The organism is Actinoplanes sp. G11-F43 (assembly GCF_050589265.1).
GTDB lineage: Bacteria > Actinomycetota > Actinomycetes > Mycobacteriales > Micromonosporaceae > Actinoplanes.
In genome coordinates, this window is record NZ_JBNZCE010000011.1 from 38,567 (window position 1) to 57,484 (window position 18,918).

Here is an 18,918-nt window from a genome sequence, read left to right on the forward strand (position 1 = left end):
CCGGCGACTCACCGCAGGCGGCTCGTCTCAAAGGGCGAGGTTCCGCCGTACGGGTATCAATGGTCGGCACAGCAGGGCGTAGGGGTCCGGCTCTCGAACGGGACCAGTCGATCACCCGCTGCCGGGGTGGTGACCAGCACGAGTTCGCCGCCCCGGAACTGTGGGCGGACGAAGTCGCCGGTGTCCACCACGGTGCCCGGATCGGCGGTACCACCGCCCAGCACCTCGACCCTGGCGATCGCGCTGCGTTGCAGAATCTCGCTCACCGTGAGTGATCCGGTGAGCCGTTCCGCGCCGGGGAACCGAACGGCTCGCCCGGCCCGTCCACCGGCGGCCGCGGTGGCGGCTTCGGCCAGTTCCGGCACGGTGGTGATCGGCAGGGTGGTGAGCAGGCTGATCGCCACGTGCGGGTACGGCACGGCCACCAGATGGGTGCAGGCCAGCACCGGCGCCGGGCGCAGCGCGTGGATCCAGTGGTCGGCTTCGGCGAGGGTGGCGTGCCCGAGGCTGAGCCCGACGATCCGGGCCGCGCCGACGGCAACGCCACCCGCAGTGACAGCCGGCCCGACGCCGGCGCCGGCCGTGGTGGCGGTCGGCGCCGCTGCTGGACGGACTGTTGTCATCGGGGCAGGACCCAGATCGGGTTGGTGTAGAACCACAGGTCACCCCACGGATCAGCGGCGCCGGTCACATCGAGCTGGGGGCCGTGCGGGTCCACCGCGGCGCCGAGCAGACCGGGCTGGGTGCGGTTGCCGTCGGTGCCCCGAACCCGCAGATAGAACGGTCTGTCCAGGCGACTCAAGGCGTACACCAGCGAGATCCTGCCCTTGATCTTGGAGATCTCGAACGACTTGACCACGCGGGTGTCCGGGGCGGTGAAGACGTCCCGGTCCCCGGCCGGGCCGGTGACCGTGCCGACGATCACGTCGACGCGTTTGAGGCTCGGCACGAAACCGGCCCAGTTCGGCACATCCTGCAGATCGATGTCGAGCACCAGCTCGGTCGAAGTGCCCCGTTTGACCCGCAGGACACCACCGAGCGGGGTTCCCGTGGCGTCCCGGCGATCACCGGCCACCCGTACCCGCGCGTCCAGGTTCTTGATCAACCGCCCGTGATCGACCCAGACCCGGCCGGCGCGCAGACCGTCCATCACCGCCCGGTAGGAGACCGCGGAGGCCCCCACGTTGGTACGCCCGTAGTAGCCCGGCCAGAAGTCCCCCGCCGACGTGTTGATCGTGCCGGTGTAGACGGGATCGTCGTACCTGCCGTTCGTGGCGAAGTCGCTGCCCGGCCCACGCTCGGTCTGATCCAGGTAGTTGACGTTACTGTCCGAGTTGACGGTGATCCACCAGGCCTTACCCTCGGTGAGCAGGCTGTCCCAGAGCCCACCGACGGTGGCGGTCATCCAGTCGAAACCACCCCAGGTGCGGTACGACTCCAGCGGGTAGCCGGGGAACGAGGCCGCCGACGGATTGTTGTCGTAGTAGCCACGCGCGCCGCCACGACCGTTCGGGGCCGGGATGCCGGCCGCCTGATGTCCGGGCGCGCCCTCGAAGCCGACGGCCACGGTCGGGTCGGCGTCCCGCCAGTTCCGGATCTCGTGCGGCGAGTCGATGCCCCGCCGGGCCGGGTGGTTGGCGAAGAACAACGCCCCGTCGATCCGGCGCTTGCGCACCTGTTCACCGAGGAACCGGATGCCGGCGACGGCCATCGCCTCGTTCTGCTCGGCGGTGTTGGTGGCGGGCAGGAGCGAGCCGTCGTACGCGTTCTCGAACTGTTTGAGCACCGCCACCTCGTTCTTCCCCGGGTGCACGAACACCGTGGCGTGCTCGGCGGCCGGGATGTTCCACTCCAGCCCCTGGAAGGTGAGCAGATCCGGCAGTTCGGCCCGGGTCCGCACGATGTCCGGGTTGACCTTGTCCACTCCGATCTTGGCGTGGGTGGCGCTGCCGTGGTCGGTGATGACCAGCCAGTCCAGGCCGTACGCCCGCCCCTTCTGCGCCTGGTCCAGCACCCGGTACTGGGCGTCCGAGCTGTACTGCGTGTGAATATGGTGGTCGCCGGCCAGCCACCGGAAACCGCCCTTGCCGGTGCCCCCGCCGAGCGGCCCGTGGGTGTGCGGAAGCCCGGCCGCCTCGGCGGCTCCGGGGTGCGCCAGCACGGAGGCGGCGGCGCCGGCCCCAAGCAGTCCGGCCCCGAGCAGGAAGCGCCGGCGCGATCGGTCCCCGGGGGAGAGTTCGGTCTCCGGCACGCTCAGGTCGAGCGCCTCCGGGACATCAGCACCGGCCGAACCGGTCTCGTCATGGTGATGGTGATGATCGTGGCCGTGACCCATGGCCGCCACCCTCACCCGAAAAGGACAACGGCCCCTATCGATCCCGTGGCCACCCGGTGAACTGTCGATACGAACCGCCGCGTGGACACTTCCGGCGCAATCCGCACCGCACATCACCACACATCCCGACCACACATCCCGGCACCGCGCGGCGCGAGGCGGACGGGCGGGCGCTACAGGCTCAGGTCCGGTGGGGAGCCGGTGAACCGCAGCTCGGGCGGCAGGTGGGACAGGTCGTTGAAGACGATCAGGCGGGCCCGGCCGTCCGGGAACCAGCGGATCACGGTCAGCCCGGTGTTCGCCGGGATCACGTCCCGCCAGCGGTCGGCGGGTGTCGCCAGGGCGTCCCGGACGAACCACGCCACCTGGAAAGCGTGCGTGATCACCAGCTCGTGCCGGTCGGCCGGACCCGGGACCGGGCCGGTGAACCGGGAGATCATCGCCGCGGACGCCTCGGGCTCGTCGGTGGGCACCCGATCGTCCAGCTCGCCGGCCATCCGCACCGGCACGCCCGGCAGACGGCTCGCGACGAGCTGGGCGGTCCGCACGGCCCGCGCGAGCGGACTGTGGCTGACGACCGCGAACGGCACCCCGGCCAGCCGGTCACCGAGGAGTTCGGCCTGGCGTACGCCGATGGCGGTCAGTCCGGTCTGGTCGGCGAGCGCTTCGGCGTGCCGGGCGATCCAGAGATGCCGGACACCGGTCATGTGGGGCTGACCGGGTTCGGCAGGGCACCCCCGAACCGGCGGTCACGCTGGGCGTACAGCTCGCAGGCATACCACAGATGGCGGCGGTCGAAGTCCGGCCAGAGGGTGTCCAGGTAGACCATCTCGGCGTAGGCCGACTGCCACAGCAGAAAGTTGGACGTCCGCTGCTCACCGGAGGGCCGCAGGAACATGTCCACCTCGGGGATCTCCGGGTGGTACAGGTATTTCGCGATCGTCTTCTCGGTGACCTTGTCGGCTTTGAGCTTGCCGGCCGCCACGTCCCGGGCGATGGCCGCGGCCGCGTCGGCGATCTCCGCCTGGCCGCCGTAGTTGACGCAGAACTGCAGGGTGAGCGTCTTGTTGCCGCGGCTCATCTGCTCGGCGGTCTGCAGCTCGGAGATCACGCTCTTCCACAGCCGCCCGGCCCGGCCGGACCAGACCACCCGCACCCCGAGGTCGACGAGCTGGTCGCGGCGGCGGCGGATGACGTCCCGGTTGAAGCCCATCAGGAAGCGCACCTCCTCCGGCGACCGCTTCCAGTTCTCGGTGGAGAAGGCGTAGGCCGAGAGGTAGGGGATGCCCAGCTCGATGGCCCCCTCGATGGTGTCGAAGAGCGAGAACTCGCCCTGCTCGTGCCCCTTGGTCCGGGACAGGCCGCGCTCCTTGGCCCACCGGCCGTTGCCGTCCATCACGACGGCGATGTGTTTCGGCAGCGCGGCGGCCGGCAGCTGGGGCGGCCGGGCACCGGAGGGGTGCGGGGTGGGCGGGCGCGGGCTCACGAGTTCAACTCCCGTCGATCGACTAGCGGAAGCGAGCGTAGTGCCCGCTCCATGTGCCACTGCAGGTGGGCGGCGACCAGGCCGCTGCACTCCCGGCGCACCGACGGGGCCGCCGTGTCCGCGACGGTCCAGTCGCCGGAGGACAGGGCGGCCATCAGGCCGAGGGTGTCCGGGCTGGGATGGGCGGCGCCGGGTGGGCGGCAGTCCGGGCAGACCGAGCCCCCGGCCGGTACGGAGAACGCGCCGTGCCGCCCCGGGGTGCCACACACGGCGCACTCGGTGACGGCCGGCGCCCAGCCGGCGAAGGCCATGGCGCGCAGAAGGTACGCGTCGAGCACCAGCCCGCCGGAGTGCTCCCCCACCGAGAGTGCCTTGAGCGCGCCCAGGGTGAGCTGGAACAGCCGCAGCGAGGGCTCCCGCTCGACCGGGGTGAGCCGCTCGGCGGTCTCGCAGATGGCACTGGCCGCGGTGTAGCGCGGATAGTCGGTGAGGAAACTCTTGCCGAACAGGCTGACCGCCTCGACCTGGCTGACCGAGTGCAGTGGGCTGCCCACGCCCTCGGGGGAGCCGGCGAGCTGGAGGTCGATGTGCCCGAACGGCTCCAGCCGGGCGCCGAACCGGGAGCCGGTGCGGCGCACCCCGCGGGCGACCGCGCGCAACCGGCCGTGCCGGCGGGTCAGCAGGGTGACGATCCGGTCGCTCTCCCCCAGTTTCTGCGCACGGAGGACCACCGCGTCGTCGCGGTAGAGCTGTCTGCGGTATCCAGCGGGCACCCCGTCATTCTGCCCGGTCGGTACGACAGGTTTCCGGCCGGTGCCGACGGCGGTCCCCCGGGTCCGACCCTGACCCGGATCTCAGGGTCGTCTCCGGGGCCGGTCCGGTGTTGGCCGGGGTGCGCCCCGGAATAGCGTCAGCTCATGACTCGAAGAGTTGCCCTGATCCTCGCCGCCGTCTCTCTGGGTGCCCTGGCCGGCTGTGACGGCGTGGCGGGTGCCCGGATGACCTTCGAGGACGTCGAGAAGACCAAGATCACCGAGATCGCGCTGGCCGGTGGCAGCGGTGATGTGAGCGTCACCACCGAGTCCGGTGCGACCGAGACCCAGATCCGCCGGATCGTCCGGGGGATCACCAGCCCGGACACCTCCTACCAGGTGGCTGGCGGGGTGCTGACGCTGAACACCGACTGCGGGCCGGACTGCCACCTCTCCTACGAGATCACCGCGCCACCGGGAGTGGCGGTGCGCGGCGAGATGAGATCCGGTGACGTGATGCTCAGCGCGGTCGGCACCATCGACGTGAAGATGACGTCGGGGGATGTGATGATCGATCGCGCCACCGGGCCGGTCTCTCTGGAGATGACGTCCGGTGACGTGATGGTGGAGAACACCAGCGAGCCGGTCAAGGTGCGGTCCACCTCGGGTGATCTGATGGTGGTGGGTGGCGGTCCGGTCGACGTGGAGGCCCGGGCCGGCAACGTCGACGTGACGGACGGCAAGGGCCCGGTGACGGCCCGGCTCACCTCCGGCGACATCTCCCTGTCGCTGTCGGCGGCGTCGTCGGTGACCGCGTCGACCGGCAGCGGCGAGATCAGCCTGATGGTGCCGCCCGGCGACTACCGGGTCTCCGCGGTCTCCGGCAACGGCGAGGCGGTGGTGGAGAACGTCAAGAACAACCCGGCGGCCACCAACGTCCTGGAGTTGCGGTCCCGCAGCGGCGACGTGGCGGTCATCGCCGGCTGACGGCCTCGGTCCCGGCCCCGGGCACCGGCACGGCCGCCACGGGGGCGGCCGGGGCGGCCCCGGCCGCCGGGGAGGAGACGAGGGTGACCGGAGCCACCGCGATGACCGGGGTGGCTGGAGCGACCGGAGTGACTGGGGTGACCGGAGTGGCTCGGGCGACCGGAGTGGCTCGGGTCACCGGAGTGGCGGGGAGGACACTGGCCGCGCCGGCCGGGGCCGGGGAGACCGGCATCGCGACCCGGCGCCCCGGCAGCAGCACCGGGCGACGGCCGGCCGCCACGTCCTCCAGCCATCCGAAAAGCGCGATCATCAGGCCGACCAGCAGGAAGACCACCACCAGCCGCCAGGTGACCCCCACCCAGCCGGTGAGTGGCAGGGCGTGCCGCACGGCGAACTCGGTGACCGCGACGACCACCGGCACGTGCCACAGATAGATCGACAGGGCGCGCGCGTTGAGCACGGTCAGCACCCGGCTCTCCCGGACCCGTGGTGGCCGCACCCAGCCGAGCAGGATCAGGATGAAGGCGGCCGACCAGAGAGCGTTGCCGAGCGGGATGTCGTTCAGGTCGTACCCCCGCGGGCTGGGGTGGGTGACCGTCCACAGGATCGCCGGCACGGCCAGGGCCGCCGCGATGCCCAGCAGCCGCTTGCGCCCGATCCGTTCCAGATGCCCGTCGTGGTGGGCGAACCCGAGCAGCCACGCACCGCCGTAGAGGACGAGGCCCTGCACCACCGCCGGCACCGTGACGCCGGCCAGTGTGATGATCACCAAAGCGACGTACGGTGTCAGAACCGTGGCGACCGGGAATCTCCGGTAGACCGGCAGCACGATGGGCGAGAGCAGCACCATCCAGAGGAAGTCACGGAGGTACCAGACGTGACTGAGCCCCTGGATCCACCAGCCGCTCGCCACCGGCGTGTCGATCGGGAAACCCCAGAGCAGCAGTTGCGCGCTCCACGACGAGGTGCCGGTGACCAGCATGGTGGTGACCGCGATCAGGGCGATCATCCACAGTGACGGGAGCAGGCGGCGGAGACGACGCTCCACCGCCCACACTCCGAACCGGTCCACTGAGGCCGCCATCAGCGACCCGGCCAGCGCGAACATCACCGACATGGCCGGGAAGACGATGGTGAACGCGGTCCAGCCGGTGACGTGATAGGTCACCACCCGGACGGTCGCGACGGCACGCAGCAGGTCCAGGTACCGGTTTCGCATGGCACAAGGTGTTACCCGCGTACTACCAACCTGTGCAAACTATGGTGAAGAACACCATAGTCGGAGAATGTCCACGTTTCGATTTAAAAACCTAGTTTCCGGAGTTGCTTCGGGTCACGCTGCCACTCCTTGGCGACACGGACGTGCAGGTCCAGGTAGACCTTCCGGCCCAGGAGCTGCTCGATCTCGGCACGAGCGGTCGAGCCGACATCCTTGAGACGGGCCCCGCGGGTTCCGATCACAATGGACTTCTGGCTGTCCCGCTCCACGTACAGATCGGCGAAGATCTTTGTGGTCTTGCCCTCGACCAGCATCTCCTCGACGATGACGGCGATCGAGTGGGGCAGCTCGTCGCGCACCCCCTCCAGGGCCGCCTCCCGGATCAGCTCGCCGATCAGCACCTGCTCCGGCTCGTCGGTCAGCACGTCGTCCGGGTAGAGCTGCGGCGACTCCGGCAGATGACGGACCAGCACGTCGATCAGGTTGTCCACCTGGTGCCCGGACACCGCGCTGACCGGGATGATCTCCGCGAAGTCGTACAACTCGGAGACAGCGAGCAGGCGCTGCGCCAGGGTCGCCGGGTCGACCAGATCGACCTTGGTGACCACCGCGACGACCTTGGCCTTCAACTCGCTGATCTCGGTCGAGATGAACCGGTCACCGCGCCCGATCGGCTCGTCGGCCGGGAAGCAGACACCGATCACGTCGACCTCGCTCCACACCTCGCGGACCAGGTCGTTGAGGCGCTCACCGAGCAGCGTGCGGGGCCGGTGCAGACCGGGCGTGTCGACCAGCACGAGCTGGGAGTCCGGCCGGTGCAGGATGCCCCGGATGACGTGCCTGGTGGTCTGCGGTTTGTTCGAGGTGATCGCGATCTTCTGACCGATGATGGCGTTGGTCAGGGTCGACTTGCCGGCGTTCGGCCGCCCGACGAAACAGGCGAAACCGGCGCGGTACGTGTCATCCGCGGGCGCGATCGGCCGCGCCGCCTTGTGCCGGTGCTTCTTACGTTCGAAACCCTTGCCGCCGGTACGGGCCTCGCCCACCGCCTCGGGACCACCCACCGGCGGGCCCTTCGCCGCGGAGACCGGAGCCTCGGTGCTCTTGGACGTCTGGGACGTGCCCTTGGACGTCTGCGGCCGGCCGGCACCGAACCGGGCCGCCCCACGCTTCGAGTAGACCGGCTTCGCCTCACCGGTCATGGTGACCTCGATCTTGCCGGGCCCCCGCGCGCCGCCGGTGGATCCGGTTCGTGCCGGGCCGCCGCGAACGGAGCCCTCCGAACCCGCGGTGTCCCTCGCGGGATTGCCACGGCCGCCTGCTCCGGACGTACCACCGGACCGGGAAGTGGAACCACCCGCGGACCCGCCGCGTCGACGCCCACCCGGATCGGCGGCCGCCCGCTCCGCTTCCTTGCGGGCCGCACGCCGCTCCTGGCGTCGCTGCTCGTTGCGCTCACCGGCGGTGAGATGCCGATCACTCGCGGTGGAACGCTTCTCCCCCGCGCCGGCCCGCTTCTCGCCGGCGCCGGACCCCCTGCCGGAACCCGCGGTGGAAGCCTTGCCCGCGCCCTTGCCGGAACGCCGGTTCGGGGACTCGGCGGCCATCAGGCGACCGTCCCGGTCACGACGCCGGACGGGCCCGCCAGGTGGATCGGCGCGCCGGGCGCCAGATCGCGCACCGCGGCGAGACCGGCCTCCTCCAGAGCGCCCGCCTCGGTGACGACGGCCGCCGCCTCCAGCTTCGTCGCGCCGGCCGACGCGGCCTGGGCCACCGCCGCCTGCAGCGCGCTCAGGGTCAGGTGCGGCAGGCTCACCGTGGCGGCCGCGTAGGTGCGCCCGTCCTGGTCGCGGACCGCCGCCCCCTCGGCCGCGCCCACCCGGGTGCGGGAGTGCCTCGCGAGGGTCACCAGCTTGGTGTCCTCGGCGCTCAGTTCAACGGTCTGGTCAGGCATCTGCGGGTTGTCTTTCCTCGTTCTCGGCGGTGTTCTGGTCGTGCTGGCCGGTCTGGCTCTCCGGGCGCACCCGGCGCACCAGCACCGAGTCGATCCGGTTGCGGCGGCCGGTGGTGCCCTCGGCGGTCAGGTGCAGGCCCTCGACCTCGGCCTGCGCGCCGGGGATCGGCACCCGGCCCAGGGTCTGGGCGAGCAGTCCGCCGACGGTTTCGACCTCGTCGGCGGGCAGTTCGACACCGAACACCGTACCGAGGTCCTCGATCGGCAGCCGGGCGGTGACCCGGACCGCACCGTCCTCCAGGTGCTCGATCGGCGGGCGCTCCACGTCGTACTCGTCGGTGATCTCCCCGACGATCTCCTCCAGGATGTCCTCGATGGTGACCAGGCCGGCCGTGCCACCGTACTCGTCGACGACGATGACCAGGTGGTTGCGGGCGGCCTGCATCTCGGAGAGCAGGTCGTCGACGGGTTTCGACTCGGGCACGAAGTTGGCCGGGCGCATCGCGTCGGCGACCGCCTGCGCGGTGGCGGCCGGGTCGCCGTTCTGGGTGCGGCGGATCACGTCCTTGAGGTAGAGCACCCCGAGCACGTCGTCGACGCTCTCGCCGATCACCGGGATCCGGGAGAACCCGGAGCGCAGGAAGAGGAAGAGCGCCTGTTGCAGAGTCTTGGGGGCTTCGATCCACACCATTTCGGTACGGGGGACCATCACCTCGCGGGCGATCGTGTCACCCAGCCCGAACACCGAGTGGATCATCTCGCGTTCGCCGTGTTCGACGACACCGCGCTGTTCGGCCAGGTCGACCAGTTCACGCAACTCCACCTGGCTGCCGAACGGGCCTTCCGGGAACCCCTTGCCCGGGGTCACCGCGTTACCGATCAGGATCAGCAGCTTGGCCAGCGGGTTCAGCACCTTGCCGAGCCAGCGCACCAGCGGAGCGGTCGCCCGGCCCACCGCGTACGCGTGCTGCCGGCCCAGGGTGCGCGGGGCGACCCCGACCACCACGAAGCTGACCAGGGTCATCGCCCCCGCCGACACCAGGGCGGCCTGCCAGCCGACCCCCCAGGTGTCCACCGCGACCAGCGCCACCAGCGTGGTCGCGGTCAGCTCGCAGAGCAGCCGGAGCAGCAGCAGGAGGTTGACGTAGCGGACGACGTCGGAGGCGACGGCGGCGAGCGCGCCGGCACCCCGTCGCCCTTCCCGGGCCAGCTCACTGGCCCGGGCCTGGGAGACGGTCGCCAGTGCGGCGTCCGTCATCGAGGCCAGGCCGGCGAGGAGCACCAGCACGACCGCGATAGTGATCAGTTGCAGATCCGGTAGGCCGGCCGAGGCGGGGTCCATGATCAGTCGGCTTTGCGCCCGGCCCGCCAGCTCTGCAGCAGCTTGTTCTGCAGAGCGAACATCTCCCGCTCCTCCTCCGGCTCGGCATGGTCGTAGCCGAGGAGGTGCAGTGCGCCGTGCACGGTGAGCAGGTGCAGCTCGTCGGCGGTCGTGTGCCCGGCGACGGTGGCCTGTTTGGCGGCCACCTCCGGCGAGAGCACGATGTCGCCGAGCAGCGCCGGCTCACCCGTCCCGGACTCGCCCGGACCGTGGTCGACACTCCCCTCGTCCATCGGGAAGGCGAGCACGTCGGTGGGGCCGTCGCCGTCCATCCACCGGTGGTTCAGCTCGGCCATGTAGTCGATGTCGATGAGGAGAATCGACAGCTCGGCGAGCGGGTTGACCCCCATCTCGTCCAGGGCATGCCGGGCAACCGCGAGGATCGCGTCGGTGTCGACCTCGACTCCCGACTCGTTGGCGATCTCGATGGACATAGTGGTGCGATTACCCCTTGTGACTCAGCGCCGGCGGCTCGGCGCCCGGCCACCGCTGGCGGCCCGGCCCGGCACGGCGTGGACGGATTGTGCTGCCTGTTGTTCCACCGCGGCGTCGAACCGCGCGTAGGCGTCGACGATCTCGGCGACCAGACGGTGCCGCACCACGTCGGAGCTGGACAGCTCCGAGAAGTGCACGTCCTCGACATCGCGCAGGATCTCCCGCACGATCTTGAGGCCGCTGGTCGTCCCGCCGGGCAGGTCGACCTGGGTCACGTCACCGGTCACCACGATCTTCGCGCCGAACCCGAGCCGGGTCAGGAACATCTTCATCTGCTCGGGCGTGGTGTTCTGCGCCTCGTCCAGGATGATGAAGGCGTCATTGAGAGTACGGCCTCGCATGTACGCCAGGGGCGCCACCTCGATCGTCCCGGCCGCCATCAGCCGGGGGATCGTCTCCGGGTCGAGCATGTCGTGCAGGGCGTCGTAGAGCGGCCGCAGATAGGGATCGATCTTCTCGGTCAGCGAGCCCGGCAGGAAGCCGAGCCGCTCCCCCGCCTCGACCGCCGGCCGGGTCAGGATGATCCGGTTGATCTGCTTGGCCTGCAGCGCCTGCACCGCCTTGGCCATCGCCAGATAGGTCTTGCCGGTACCGGCGGGGCCGATGCCGAAGACGATCGTGTTCTGGTCGATGGCGTCGACGTAACGCTTCTGCCCCAGCGTCTTGGGCCGGATCGTGCGGCCCCGGCGGGACAGGATGTTGAGGGTGAGGACTTCGGCCGGACGCTCCGAGGTGTTCTCCTGGAGCATCCGGAGGGTGCGGCGCACGGCATCGACGCTGAGGGTCTCACCCTTCTCGATGAGCTCGATCAGCTCGGAGAAGAGACGCTCGGCGGTCGCGTTCTCCGCCGGGTCGCCGGTGATGGTGATCTCGTTGCCGCGGACGTGGATGTCGCTGTCGAGGCTGCGCTCGATGAGCCGGAGGATCTCGTCCTTGGCGCCGAGCAGGTTCACCATGATCTTCGGGTCGTTCACCGAGATCTTGGTCTGCGCCCGCACCGGGCTGGTCGAGCCAGTGCTGGATTCGTTCGGCGTACCGGTCATAGGGTGGCCCGGCGGGCCTCCGCCACCTGCTCTCTTCTTCTGGCCGCCAGGATCGGCGGCTCGCTCGAGGATCGTGCCATCCTATCCGCTCGACCCTCCCCACGCCGATGCCATTATCGCGCCATACCCCTGTGGCGACTTCCGGTCCGAGCCACACCACGCACACGGCTACCCCGGCGCGGCCACTTCCGGTCCGAGCCACACCACACACGGCTACCCCACGTGGCCACTTCCGGTCCGAGCCACACCACACACGGCTACCCCGCGTGGTGACTTGCGGTCCGATCCGCACCACAACTCACCACGGTCAGAGCGGGCCGTCGGAGGCCAGGCCGCCGTCGAAGCCCTCCTGAAGACGGGTGAAGCGGTAGGTCGCCCAGTGCATCCGGGTCACCGAGCCGGCGTCGTCCCGGGTCAGGCGCAGGCGCTCGCCGGCCTCCCGCCCGGAGACGGTACGCAGCACGTCCGGCTCCCCCGGCAACGGCTCGAAGATCGCCGGTGGCCGACCGGCCGGCGCGCCCACCGCACGCGCCTGGAGCCGGCCGTCGTGCCAGCCGAAGACGAACTCGGAGCCCTCGCTCCACCAGCGGCCGAGGACCGATCGATAGGTGACCGGCGCGGGTGGCGCGGCCCGCCACGGCCGGATCTCCGCCGGATCCAGGTCGACGGCGAGCCGCAGCAGCTCGTGGACCAGCTCGTTGGTCTCCCCGGCGGTGCCGGACGAGCCGAGCACCGCGCAGCCGAGCGCGCCCGGGTCGCCCTCGCCGCCGCGCCGGCCGTACACCCCGGCCAGGAAGCCGGGCATCGCCCCGTCGTGGCCGACGTGCATCACCCGCCTGCCGTCCGGGGCGAGGATCAGCCCGAGCCCGAACCCGGCGGCCCACAGCGTCTCGTCGGTGGTGGTGAGCGGCCAGCGCATCTCGTCGACGGTGGCGGCGGCCAGCACCCGGCCGTCCGGGTCGACGATCTCCGGGCTCGCCAGGAAGCCGGCCCACCGGGCCATGTCGCCGGCGGCGCTCCAGAGCTGGGCGGCCGGGCCCACCCCGCCCAGGTCGACCGGCGGCTCCGGGCGGGCGGCGTCGGAGTACGCGTCGACCACGTAGCCGACCACCGCCTCGGGCGGGGTGGCGACGGTGGTCCGGGTCAGGCCGAGCGGGCCGAGGATCCGGTCGGCGACGATCTCCGCCCAGGTGCCGCCGCGCAGCCGGGCGACCAGGTGGCCGAGAACCGCGAGGCCGAGGTTGGAGTAGTGGTAGCGGCGGGCGTTCGGCAGCACCCGCTCGGCCCGGTCCAGCTCGGCGACGAGACGTACCGCGTCCGGGGTGACCAGGGTGTCCCAGACGTCGCCGTGCGGTTCGCGCTGGAATCCGGCGGTGTGCGACAGCAGCCGCCGGATGGTGGCGTCGCCGTGGGCGGGCACGTCGAGGTGGGCCGAGATCGGCTGGTCCAGGTCGAGCAGTCCCTCGTCGCGGGCCTGCATGACGAGGACCGCGGTGAACGTCTTGGTGACCGAGCCGATCCGGAACCGGCTGTTCACCCCGAGCGGGTGATCGGGGTTGCCGGACTCGCCGACGGTGAGGACCCACGGCTCGCGGTCGGCGCGGTGCAGGGCGACGGCCAGCGCCGGGATCCGGCCGTCGGCCTGGGCGCGGCGGGCGGCACGTTCGTACCGGGGTGTCGGGGCGCTCACTGCCGGACCAGGGCCGAGCGGGGAGCGGGTTCGGTCACGCAGCAGTTCTCCACCCCATGGATCTTATGGTCCGGGGTGGGTCAAGATGGTCGGCGGATCCTCAGAAACGATGGTGGGAGCGCTCACTTGATCGACCTCGACGTTCTCCTCGGGCAGCTCAGCCTGGAGGAGAAGGTGTCCCTGCTCACCGGACAGGACTTCTGGTCCCTGCCGGCCGTCCCCCGGATCGGGCTGCGCTCGCTGGTGATGTCGGACGGCCCGGTCGGTGTCCGGGGCACCGGCTACACCCCCGACGACCCGTCGATCGCGCTGCCCAGCCCGACCGCGCTGGCCGCCACCTGGGATGTCGCGCTGGCCCGCCGGGCCGGCCGGCTGCTCGGCCAGGAGTCCCGGCGCAAGGGTGTGCACCTGCTGCTCGGCCCGACCGTGAACATGCACCGTACCCCGCTCGGCGGCCGGCACTTCGAGTGTTATTCGGAGGATCCGCTGCTCACCGGCGAGATCGCGGCCGGGTTCGTGACGGGTGTGCAGGAGCACAACGTGGGCACGACGGTGAAGCATCTGGTCGGCAACGACTTCGAGACCGAGCGGATGACGGTGGACGTGCGCATCCCGGAGCGGGCGCTGCGCGAGGTCTATCTGGCGCCGTTCGAGCGGGTGGTGGCGGCCGGCGGCTGGGGCGTGATGAGCGCGTACAACGGGGTGAACGGCACTCCGATGGCCGCGAACGGGCGCCTGCAGGACGAGGTCCTGAAGCGGGAGTGGGGCTTCGACGGGGTGGTGGTCTCCGACTGGCGGGCCGCCCGGGACACGGTGGCCGCCGCGCTCGGTGGACTCGACATCGCGATGCCGGCGATGGACAACCCCTGGGGCCCGGCGCTTGTCGAGGCGGTGCGGTCCGGCGCGGTCGCCGAGGAGATCATCGACGACAAGGTACGCCGGGTGCTGCTGCTCGCCGCCCGTACCGGCGCTCTCGAAGATGTTGATCTTGAAGTGCCGCCGCTCGACGAGAACGGTGACGACGTCGCCCGGGACGTCGCGGCCGGCTCGTTCGTGCTGGCCCGCAACGCCGGCGGAGTGCTCCCGCTGGAGGCCGGCGAACTGACCCGGGTCGCGGTGATCGGCGCGCTGGCCACCGACGCCCGGGTGCTCGGCGGCGGCAGCGCCCAGGTCACCCCGCCGCACGTGATCTCCCCGCTCGACGGGCTGCGCGCCGATCTGCCCGGGGTCGACGTGGCCCACGCGATCGGCGCCGACCCGCGACCGTTCCTGCCCGCCGCGCAGGGACCGGACTGGACGCCGTTCCGGTTCGCCATCGACGCCCACGAGTTCCCGGTCGACACGGCCACCATCCGCTGGATCGGCGACCCGCCCGGCGGCCTCGACGTGGCCGGGATCACCAGCCTGGAACTGCGTACCGAGATCACCCCGGACCGGGGCGGCGAGCACGTCATCGCGATCTCCGGGTTCGGCGCGTTCGAACTCACCGTCGACGGCGAGACCCTCTACCAGGGCTCGCTGCACCCGCCCGGCACCGGCCGCGCCGACCTGCTGCTGCACCCGCGCGAGGTGCGGTTCACGGTCACGCTGGAGGCCGGGATCCCGGCGCCGGTCGTGCTGCGGCAGACGTTCGAACCCGGCGCCGCACACTCGGTCTCCACCACGCTCGGTCACCGGCCGCCCGGCCCGGACGAGGAGGGACTGATCGCCGAAGCGGTCGAGCTGGCCGCCCGGTCCGAGGTCGCGGTGATCGTCGTCGGCACCACCGAGCAGGTCGAATCGGAAGGCTTCGACCGTACGTCGCTGGCCCTCCCCGGCCGTCAGGACGAACTCGTCGCCCGGGTCGCCGCCGTCAACCCGCGCACGATCGTGGTGGTCAACGCCGGTTCGCCGGTGCTGCTGCCGTGGGCCGGCGAGGTGGCCGCGATCCTGCTCACCTGGTTCCCCGGGCAGGAGGCCGGTGCCGCGCTGGCCGACGTGCTCCTCGGCGTCACCGAGCCCGGCGGGCGCCTGCCGACCACCTGGCCACGCGCGGAGAAGGACTGCCCGGTCCTCGACACCCAGCCCGTCGACGGCACGCTCAGTTACGATGAGGGGATCTTCATCGGCTACCGCGGGTGGTCGGAAAGCCCACTGTTCGCGTTCGGTTCCGGTCAGGGCTACACCGATTGGTCGTACGATCACCTCGCGTACTCCGGATCCGAAGTCACCGTGGCGGTCACCAACACCGGCTGGCGCAGCGGCCGGGAGGTCGTGCAGATCTACCTGTCCGCCGGATCCGACCCGCTGCCCGGGGCCGACGCGGTCGCCGACACCTCACCGGTGCCGCGCCCGGACCGCTGGCTGGCCGGGTTCGCCATCGCCGAAGCGGTCCCCGGAGAGACCGTCAGCGTGACCGTCCCCCTGCCGGAACGGGCCTTCCAGGTGTGGAACGACGGCTGGCAGACCGTGCCCGGCCCGTACACGGTGATCGCCGCGCACGCCCTCGACGACCCCCGCCGTTCGATCGACATCACCGTCTGACCGTCGCCCTATATTGGCGGACATGACGTCACGTGTCCGCGGTCAGGTCTTCGGTGAACAGGCCGAGAAGTACCACCGGGTCCGTCCCGGCTATCCGGAACAGCTGGTCACCGACCTGCTGGCGATGGCCGGGCCGGGCCCGGTGCTCGAAGTGGGCGCCGGCACCGGCAAGGCCACCGCCGCGTTCGCCGCACACGGCGCCGACCTCACCTGCCTGGAACCCGACCCGCGGATGGCCGCCGTCCTCCGCCGCACCGTCCCCGGCATCCGGGTCGTCGAATCCACCTTCGAACAGTGGCCGCCCGACCGCGGCTACCGGCTGCTGATCAGCGCCCAGGCCTGGCATTGGGTCGACGCGGAACGCCGCACCCGACTCGCCTTCGACGCGCTCGCCCCCGGCGGCCTGTTCGCCCCGTTCTGGAACGTCTTCCTCATCCCCGACGAACGACTGCACGCCGAACTGGCCGCGGTCGACGCCCGGCACGGCTTCACCGAGGGTGGGCAGACACCCCACTCGCTGCTGCTCAGTGCCGTACCCGCGACGCCGGTGATGTTCGCCGACGAGTGGCCGACCATGGCCGACGTGCCGGAACACTTCACCGAGACCACCACCCGGCGATACCGGTCGGCGCTCACCTTCACCTCCACCGGATACCGCGAATACCTGGAGTCGATCTCGCTCTACCGGATGCTCGACGACACCGCGCGGACCGCCGCCATCGACGACACCGTCGCGGTGATCGACGCCCACGGCGGGGTCATCGAACTGACCGTCTTCACCGACGTCGCGCTCGCCCGGCGCCCCCGATGACCATCCGGCGGCCCTGGCTCGCCGTCGCCCTGGCGGCAGCCGTCGCGGTCCCGGCCTGGCTGGGCCTCTGGTGGCTGGCGATACCGCGGTACGAGGTGTGCGCAATGGTCATGCCCGCACCGGCCGGCTGCCGGGGCGCCGCCCGGGTGCCCGCGGCGGCGTTCTGGAGCGCGGCCATCGCGGCCCTGTTCCTGGGCGCGGCCGCCGGGGCCCTCACCGGCCGGCGGCGTCCGTGGGCCACGCTGACGGCGGCCCTGTTCGTGGTGTCCGTGACCGGCTTCCTACGGGTCCTCTACTGGCCCTGAACCCCCGTCGCCTCTCGTCACCAGCGCCCCAGCCGAGCGGCCAGCACCGACAAGGCCGCGACACCCGCCGTCGAAGTGCGCAGCACCTCACTCCCCAGCCTCACCGGAACCGCGCCGGCCACCCGGAAGACCTCCAGCTCGGCGTCACTGATCCCACCCTCCGGCCCGACGATCAAGGCGATCGCACCGGTCGACGGCAGAACCGCCGCGCTCAACCGCTCGGTGGCCTCCTCGTGCAACACGAACGCCGCCGCGACCCCGGACAGCCTGGCCGCGACCTGCTTCGTCGAACAGTCCGGCTCGCCACCGACCACCGGCAGCCACGAACGGCGGGCCTGCTTGGCCGCCTCCCGAGCAGTCGACGCCCACTTGTCCCGGGCCTTGAACCCCCGGTCACCCCGCCACTGCGCCACCGACCGGGACGCCGCCCACGGCACGATCTCGTCCACCCCGACCTCGGTCATGGCCTGGACGGCGAGCTCACCCCGATCCCCCTTGGCGATGCCCTGAACGACGATCAGGCGGGGATCCGGGGCGGGCTCGGCGGCCGTGCTGAGCACCGCCACGTCGACGCTGCCTTTGCCGACCGCGGTCACTTCACCCCGCGCGGTGCCACCACGCCCGTCAGCAAGGATCAACCCCTCACCGACCCGAAGCCGCTGCACGGTGGCGGCATGATGCCCTTCCGGCCCGTCCAGCCGAAACGACAGGCCGACGGGAAGACTCTCAACCAAGAACAACGGCGCGGACACCCCGAAACGCTACCGCCATCCCCGACCCGGCCCCGTCGACCCCCACACGACCGCCCCACCGCCTCGCAAAGCCCGTACGACCACCCCACTGATCCCCCGCCCGCACGACCACCCCATCTGATCCCCAGCCCGCACGAAGGGCCCCACCTTCTGCCGCGCCCTCGTACGAAGCGCCCCGCCATCTGCCGCGCCCTCGTACGAAGCGCCCCGCTTCCGTCGCCGCCCCTCGCGGGCCGGGTCGCGGACCCGCCCGCCGGGTGTACTCAGCGACGCACCACGTTGACCCCGTCAGCCGGTCCAGACCGACCACTCACTACCTCACCCACCTACCCCAAGACAGAACGTTCTCCCCCACGCCCCACCCCAAGACAGAACGTTCTCCCTCAAGCCCCACGCCCAAGACAGAACGTTCTCCCCCACGCCACACCCTCAAGACAGAACGTTCTCCCCCACGCCACACCCTCAAGACAGAACGTTCTCCCCCACGCCACACCCTCAAGACAGAACGTTCTCCCCCGCGCTCAACCCCCCAAGACGGACCGCCCAGCCCAGTTCTTGAAGGATTTACCACCCGAAAGAGTCTTCTTCTCGGCTGCTGGCCCGCTCGCGGTCAATTCCTCGCGCGAGTGTCCGCCTTCCAGCCTCCGCCCTGGCGATCTTGGTGGATTTACCACCGAAAACGGTGGTAAATCCACCAAGGTCTCTACTGAGCGGGCCGCCCGCGTGAGGGACTGACCGCAAGTGATCAGACTGCCGAGAACAAGACTCCAAACGGTGGTAAATCCGCCAAGATCGGCCGGATTGAGAGCAGGGAGCGGACACTCGCGCGGGGAAGTGACGGCAAACGGGCAAGGCCGCCGAGCAGAAGGCTCAATCGGGCGGAAGGCGACCCAGGGTGGGAAACGATCCAGGACAGAAGCGACCCAAGACGGAAGCGCCCCAAGACGCGAAGCAACCCACGACGGGAAGCAACCCACGACGGGAAGCAACCCACGACGGGAAGGGACCCAGGACGGGTGGCACGAGCGCCGATCACGAACGGATCAGGATGTCGGCGCACGCGCGCCCACTAACGCACATTTGTCGCTTTTCGCGAGCAGGCGCGGCGACTGGAGCCGCCGCGCCTGTCAGTAGCGAGCCGAACGATCTCAGTGACCACCACGAGGCTTCCCAGAGACCGCGCAA

General features: G+C 70.9%; 17 protein-coding genes. 4 read left to right on the forward strand and 13 right to left on the reverse strand.

The features are described 5' to 3' along the window. Positions 1 to 56: 56 nt before the first annotated feature. From ACQ0O7_RS12520 to recO, 5 genes are all read right to left on the reverse strand, one after another. Positions 57 to 623, reverse strand: coding sequence for a hypothetical protein (locus tag ACQ0O7_RS12520; RefSeq protein WP_430782184.1), 567 nt, complete (start codon positions 621 to 623; stop codon positions 57 to 59). Further along, on the reverse strand, positions 620 to 2,335 hold the full coding sequence (locus ACQ0O7_RS12525; protein ID WP_430782185.1) for a PHP domain-containing protein: 1,716 nt from the start codon (positions 2,333 to 2,335) through the stop codon (positions 620 to 622). The genes ACQ0O7_RS12520 and ACQ0O7_RS12525 overlap by 4 nt, the downstream gene beginning before the upstream one ends. Before the next feature lie 173 nt (positions 2,336 to 2,508). Then, positions 2,509 to 3,042 carry a histidine phosphatase family protein gene (locus tag ACQ0O7_RS12530; RefSeq protein WP_430782186.1) on the reverse strand — a complete coding sequence of 178 codons (534 nt, stop codon included), beginning with the start codon at positions 3,040 to 3,042 and terminating at the stop codon, positions 2,509 to 2,511. Continuing rightward, the gene (locus tag ACQ0O7_RS12535) at positions 3,039 to 3,821 is read right to left on the reverse strand and encodes an isoprenyl transferase (protein ID WP_430782187.1); all 783 of its coding nucleotides are present in this window, start codon (positions 3,819 to 3,821) and stop codon (positions 3,039 to 3,041) included. Before ACQ0O7_RS12535 ends, ACQ0O7_RS12530 begins: the two co-directional genes overlap by 4 nt. Continuing rightward, the gene (recO, locus tag ACQ0O7_RS12540; protein ID WP_430782188.1) at positions 3,818 to 4,594 is read right to left on the reverse strand and encodes a DNA repair protein RecO; all 777 of its coding nucleotides are present in this window, start codon (positions 4,592 to 4,594) and stop codon (positions 3,818 to 3,820) included. Before recO ends, ACQ0O7_RS12535 begins: the two co-directional genes overlap by 4 nt. Positions 4,595 to 4,738: 144 nt before the next feature. On the opposite strand from recO, the gene ACQ0O7_RS12545 reads away from it, so the two are divergent. Further along, entirely contained in the window at positions 4,739 to 5,560 is an 822-nt protein-coding gene (locus tag ACQ0O7_RS12545) for a DUF4097 family beta strand repeat-containing protein (protein WP_430782189.1), read from the forward strand. On the opposite strand, the gene ACQ0O7_RS12550 is transcribed toward ACQ0O7_RS12545, so the two are convergent. From ACQ0O7_RS12550 to ACQ0O7_RS12580, 7 genes are all read right to left on the reverse strand, one after another. Then, the gene (locus ACQ0O7_RS12550; RefSeq protein WP_430782190.1) at positions 5,547 to 6,779 is read right to left on the reverse strand and encodes an acyltransferase family protein; all 1,233 of its coding nucleotides are present in this window, start codon (positions 6,777 to 6,779) and stop codon (positions 5,547 to 5,549) included. The two genes, ACQ0O7_RS12545 and ACQ0O7_RS12550, sit on opposite strands and share 14 nt — an antisense overlap. 83 nt (positions 6,780 to 6,862) lie before the next feature. Next, positions 6,863 to 7,756: a GTPase Era gene (gene era, locus ACQ0O7_RS12555; protein ID WP_430782244.1), complete on the reverse strand. Its 894-nt coding sequence runs from the start codon at positions 7,754 to 7,756 to the stop codon at positions 6,863 to 6,865. Between the two features lie 629 nt (positions 7,757 to 8,385). After that, entirely contained in the window at positions 8,386 to 8,733 is a 348-nt protein-coding gene (locus tag ACQ0O7_RS12560) for a cytidine deaminase (RefSeq protein ID WP_430782191.1), read from the reverse strand. After that, entirely contained in the window at positions 8,726 to 10,075 is a 1,350-nt protein-coding gene (locus ACQ0O7_RS12565; protein ID WP_430782192.1) for a hemolysin family protein, read from the reverse strand. The genes ACQ0O7_RS12560 and ACQ0O7_RS12565 overlap by 8 nt, the downstream gene beginning before the upstream one ends. Positions 10,076 to 10,077: 2 nt before the next feature. Next, positions 10,078 to 10,548, reverse strand: a complete 471-nt coding sequence (ybeY, locus tag ACQ0O7_RS12570) for an rRNA maturation RNase YbeY (protein ID WP_430782193.1) — start codon at positions 10,546 to 10,548, stop codon at positions 10,078 to 10,080. A gap of 24 nt (positions 10,549 to 10,572) precedes the next feature. Then, a complete protein-coding gene (locus ACQ0O7_RS12575) occupies positions 10,573 to 11,652 on the reverse strand; it encodes a PhoH family protein (protein WP_430782194.1) in 1,080 nt (359 codons plus the stop codon). A 307-nt stretch (positions 11,653 to 11,959) separates the two neighbouring features. Continuing rightward, the gene (locus ACQ0O7_RS12580; protein WP_430782195.1) at positions 11,960 to 13,342 is read right to left on the reverse strand and encodes a serine hydrolase domain-containing protein; all 1,383 of its coding nucleotides are present in this window, start codon (positions 13,340 to 13,342) and stop codon (positions 11,960 to 11,962) included. 126 nt (positions 13,343 to 13,468) lie between these two features. Here ACQ0O7_RS12580 and ACQ0O7_RS12585 point away from each other — a divergent pair, with 126 nt between their 5' ends. The 3 genes from ACQ0O7_RS12585 to ACQ0O7_RS12595 are packed head-to-tail and all read left to right on the forward strand — an operon-like array spanning position 13,469 to position 16,981. After that, positions 13,469 to 15,865, forward strand: a complete 2,397-nt coding sequence (locus ACQ0O7_RS12585) for a beta-glucosidase family protein (RefSeq protein WP_430782196.1) — start codon at positions 13,469 to 13,471, stop codon at positions 15,863 to 15,865. 22 nt (positions 15,866 to 15,887) lie between these two features. After that, complete coding sequence (locus ACQ0O7_RS12590) at positions 15,888 to 16,676, forward strand: class I SAM-dependent methyltransferase (RefSeq protein ID WP_430782197.1); 789 nt, start codon at positions 15,888 to 15,890, stop codon at positions 16,674 to 16,676. Next, positions 16,673 to 16,981 (forward strand): hypothetical protein, encoded by a 309-nt coding sequence (locus ACQ0O7_RS12595; protein WP_430782198.1) that lies wholly within the window; start codon positions 16,673 to 16,675, stop codon positions 16,979 to 16,981. The genes ACQ0O7_RS12590 and ACQ0O7_RS12595 overlap by 4 nt, the downstream gene beginning before the upstream one ends. Positions 16,982 to 16,998: 17 nt before the next feature. On the opposite strand, the gene ACQ0O7_RS12600 is transcribed toward ACQ0O7_RS12595, so the two are convergent. Then, positions 16,999 to 17,733: a 16S rRNA (uracil(1498)-N(3))-methyltransferase gene (locus tag ACQ0O7_RS12600; RefSeq protein ID WP_430782199.1), complete on the reverse strand. Its 735-nt coding sequence runs from the start codon at positions 17,731 to 17,733 to the stop codon at positions 16,999 to 17,001. Positions 17,734 to 18,918 lie beyond the last annotated feature (1,185 nt).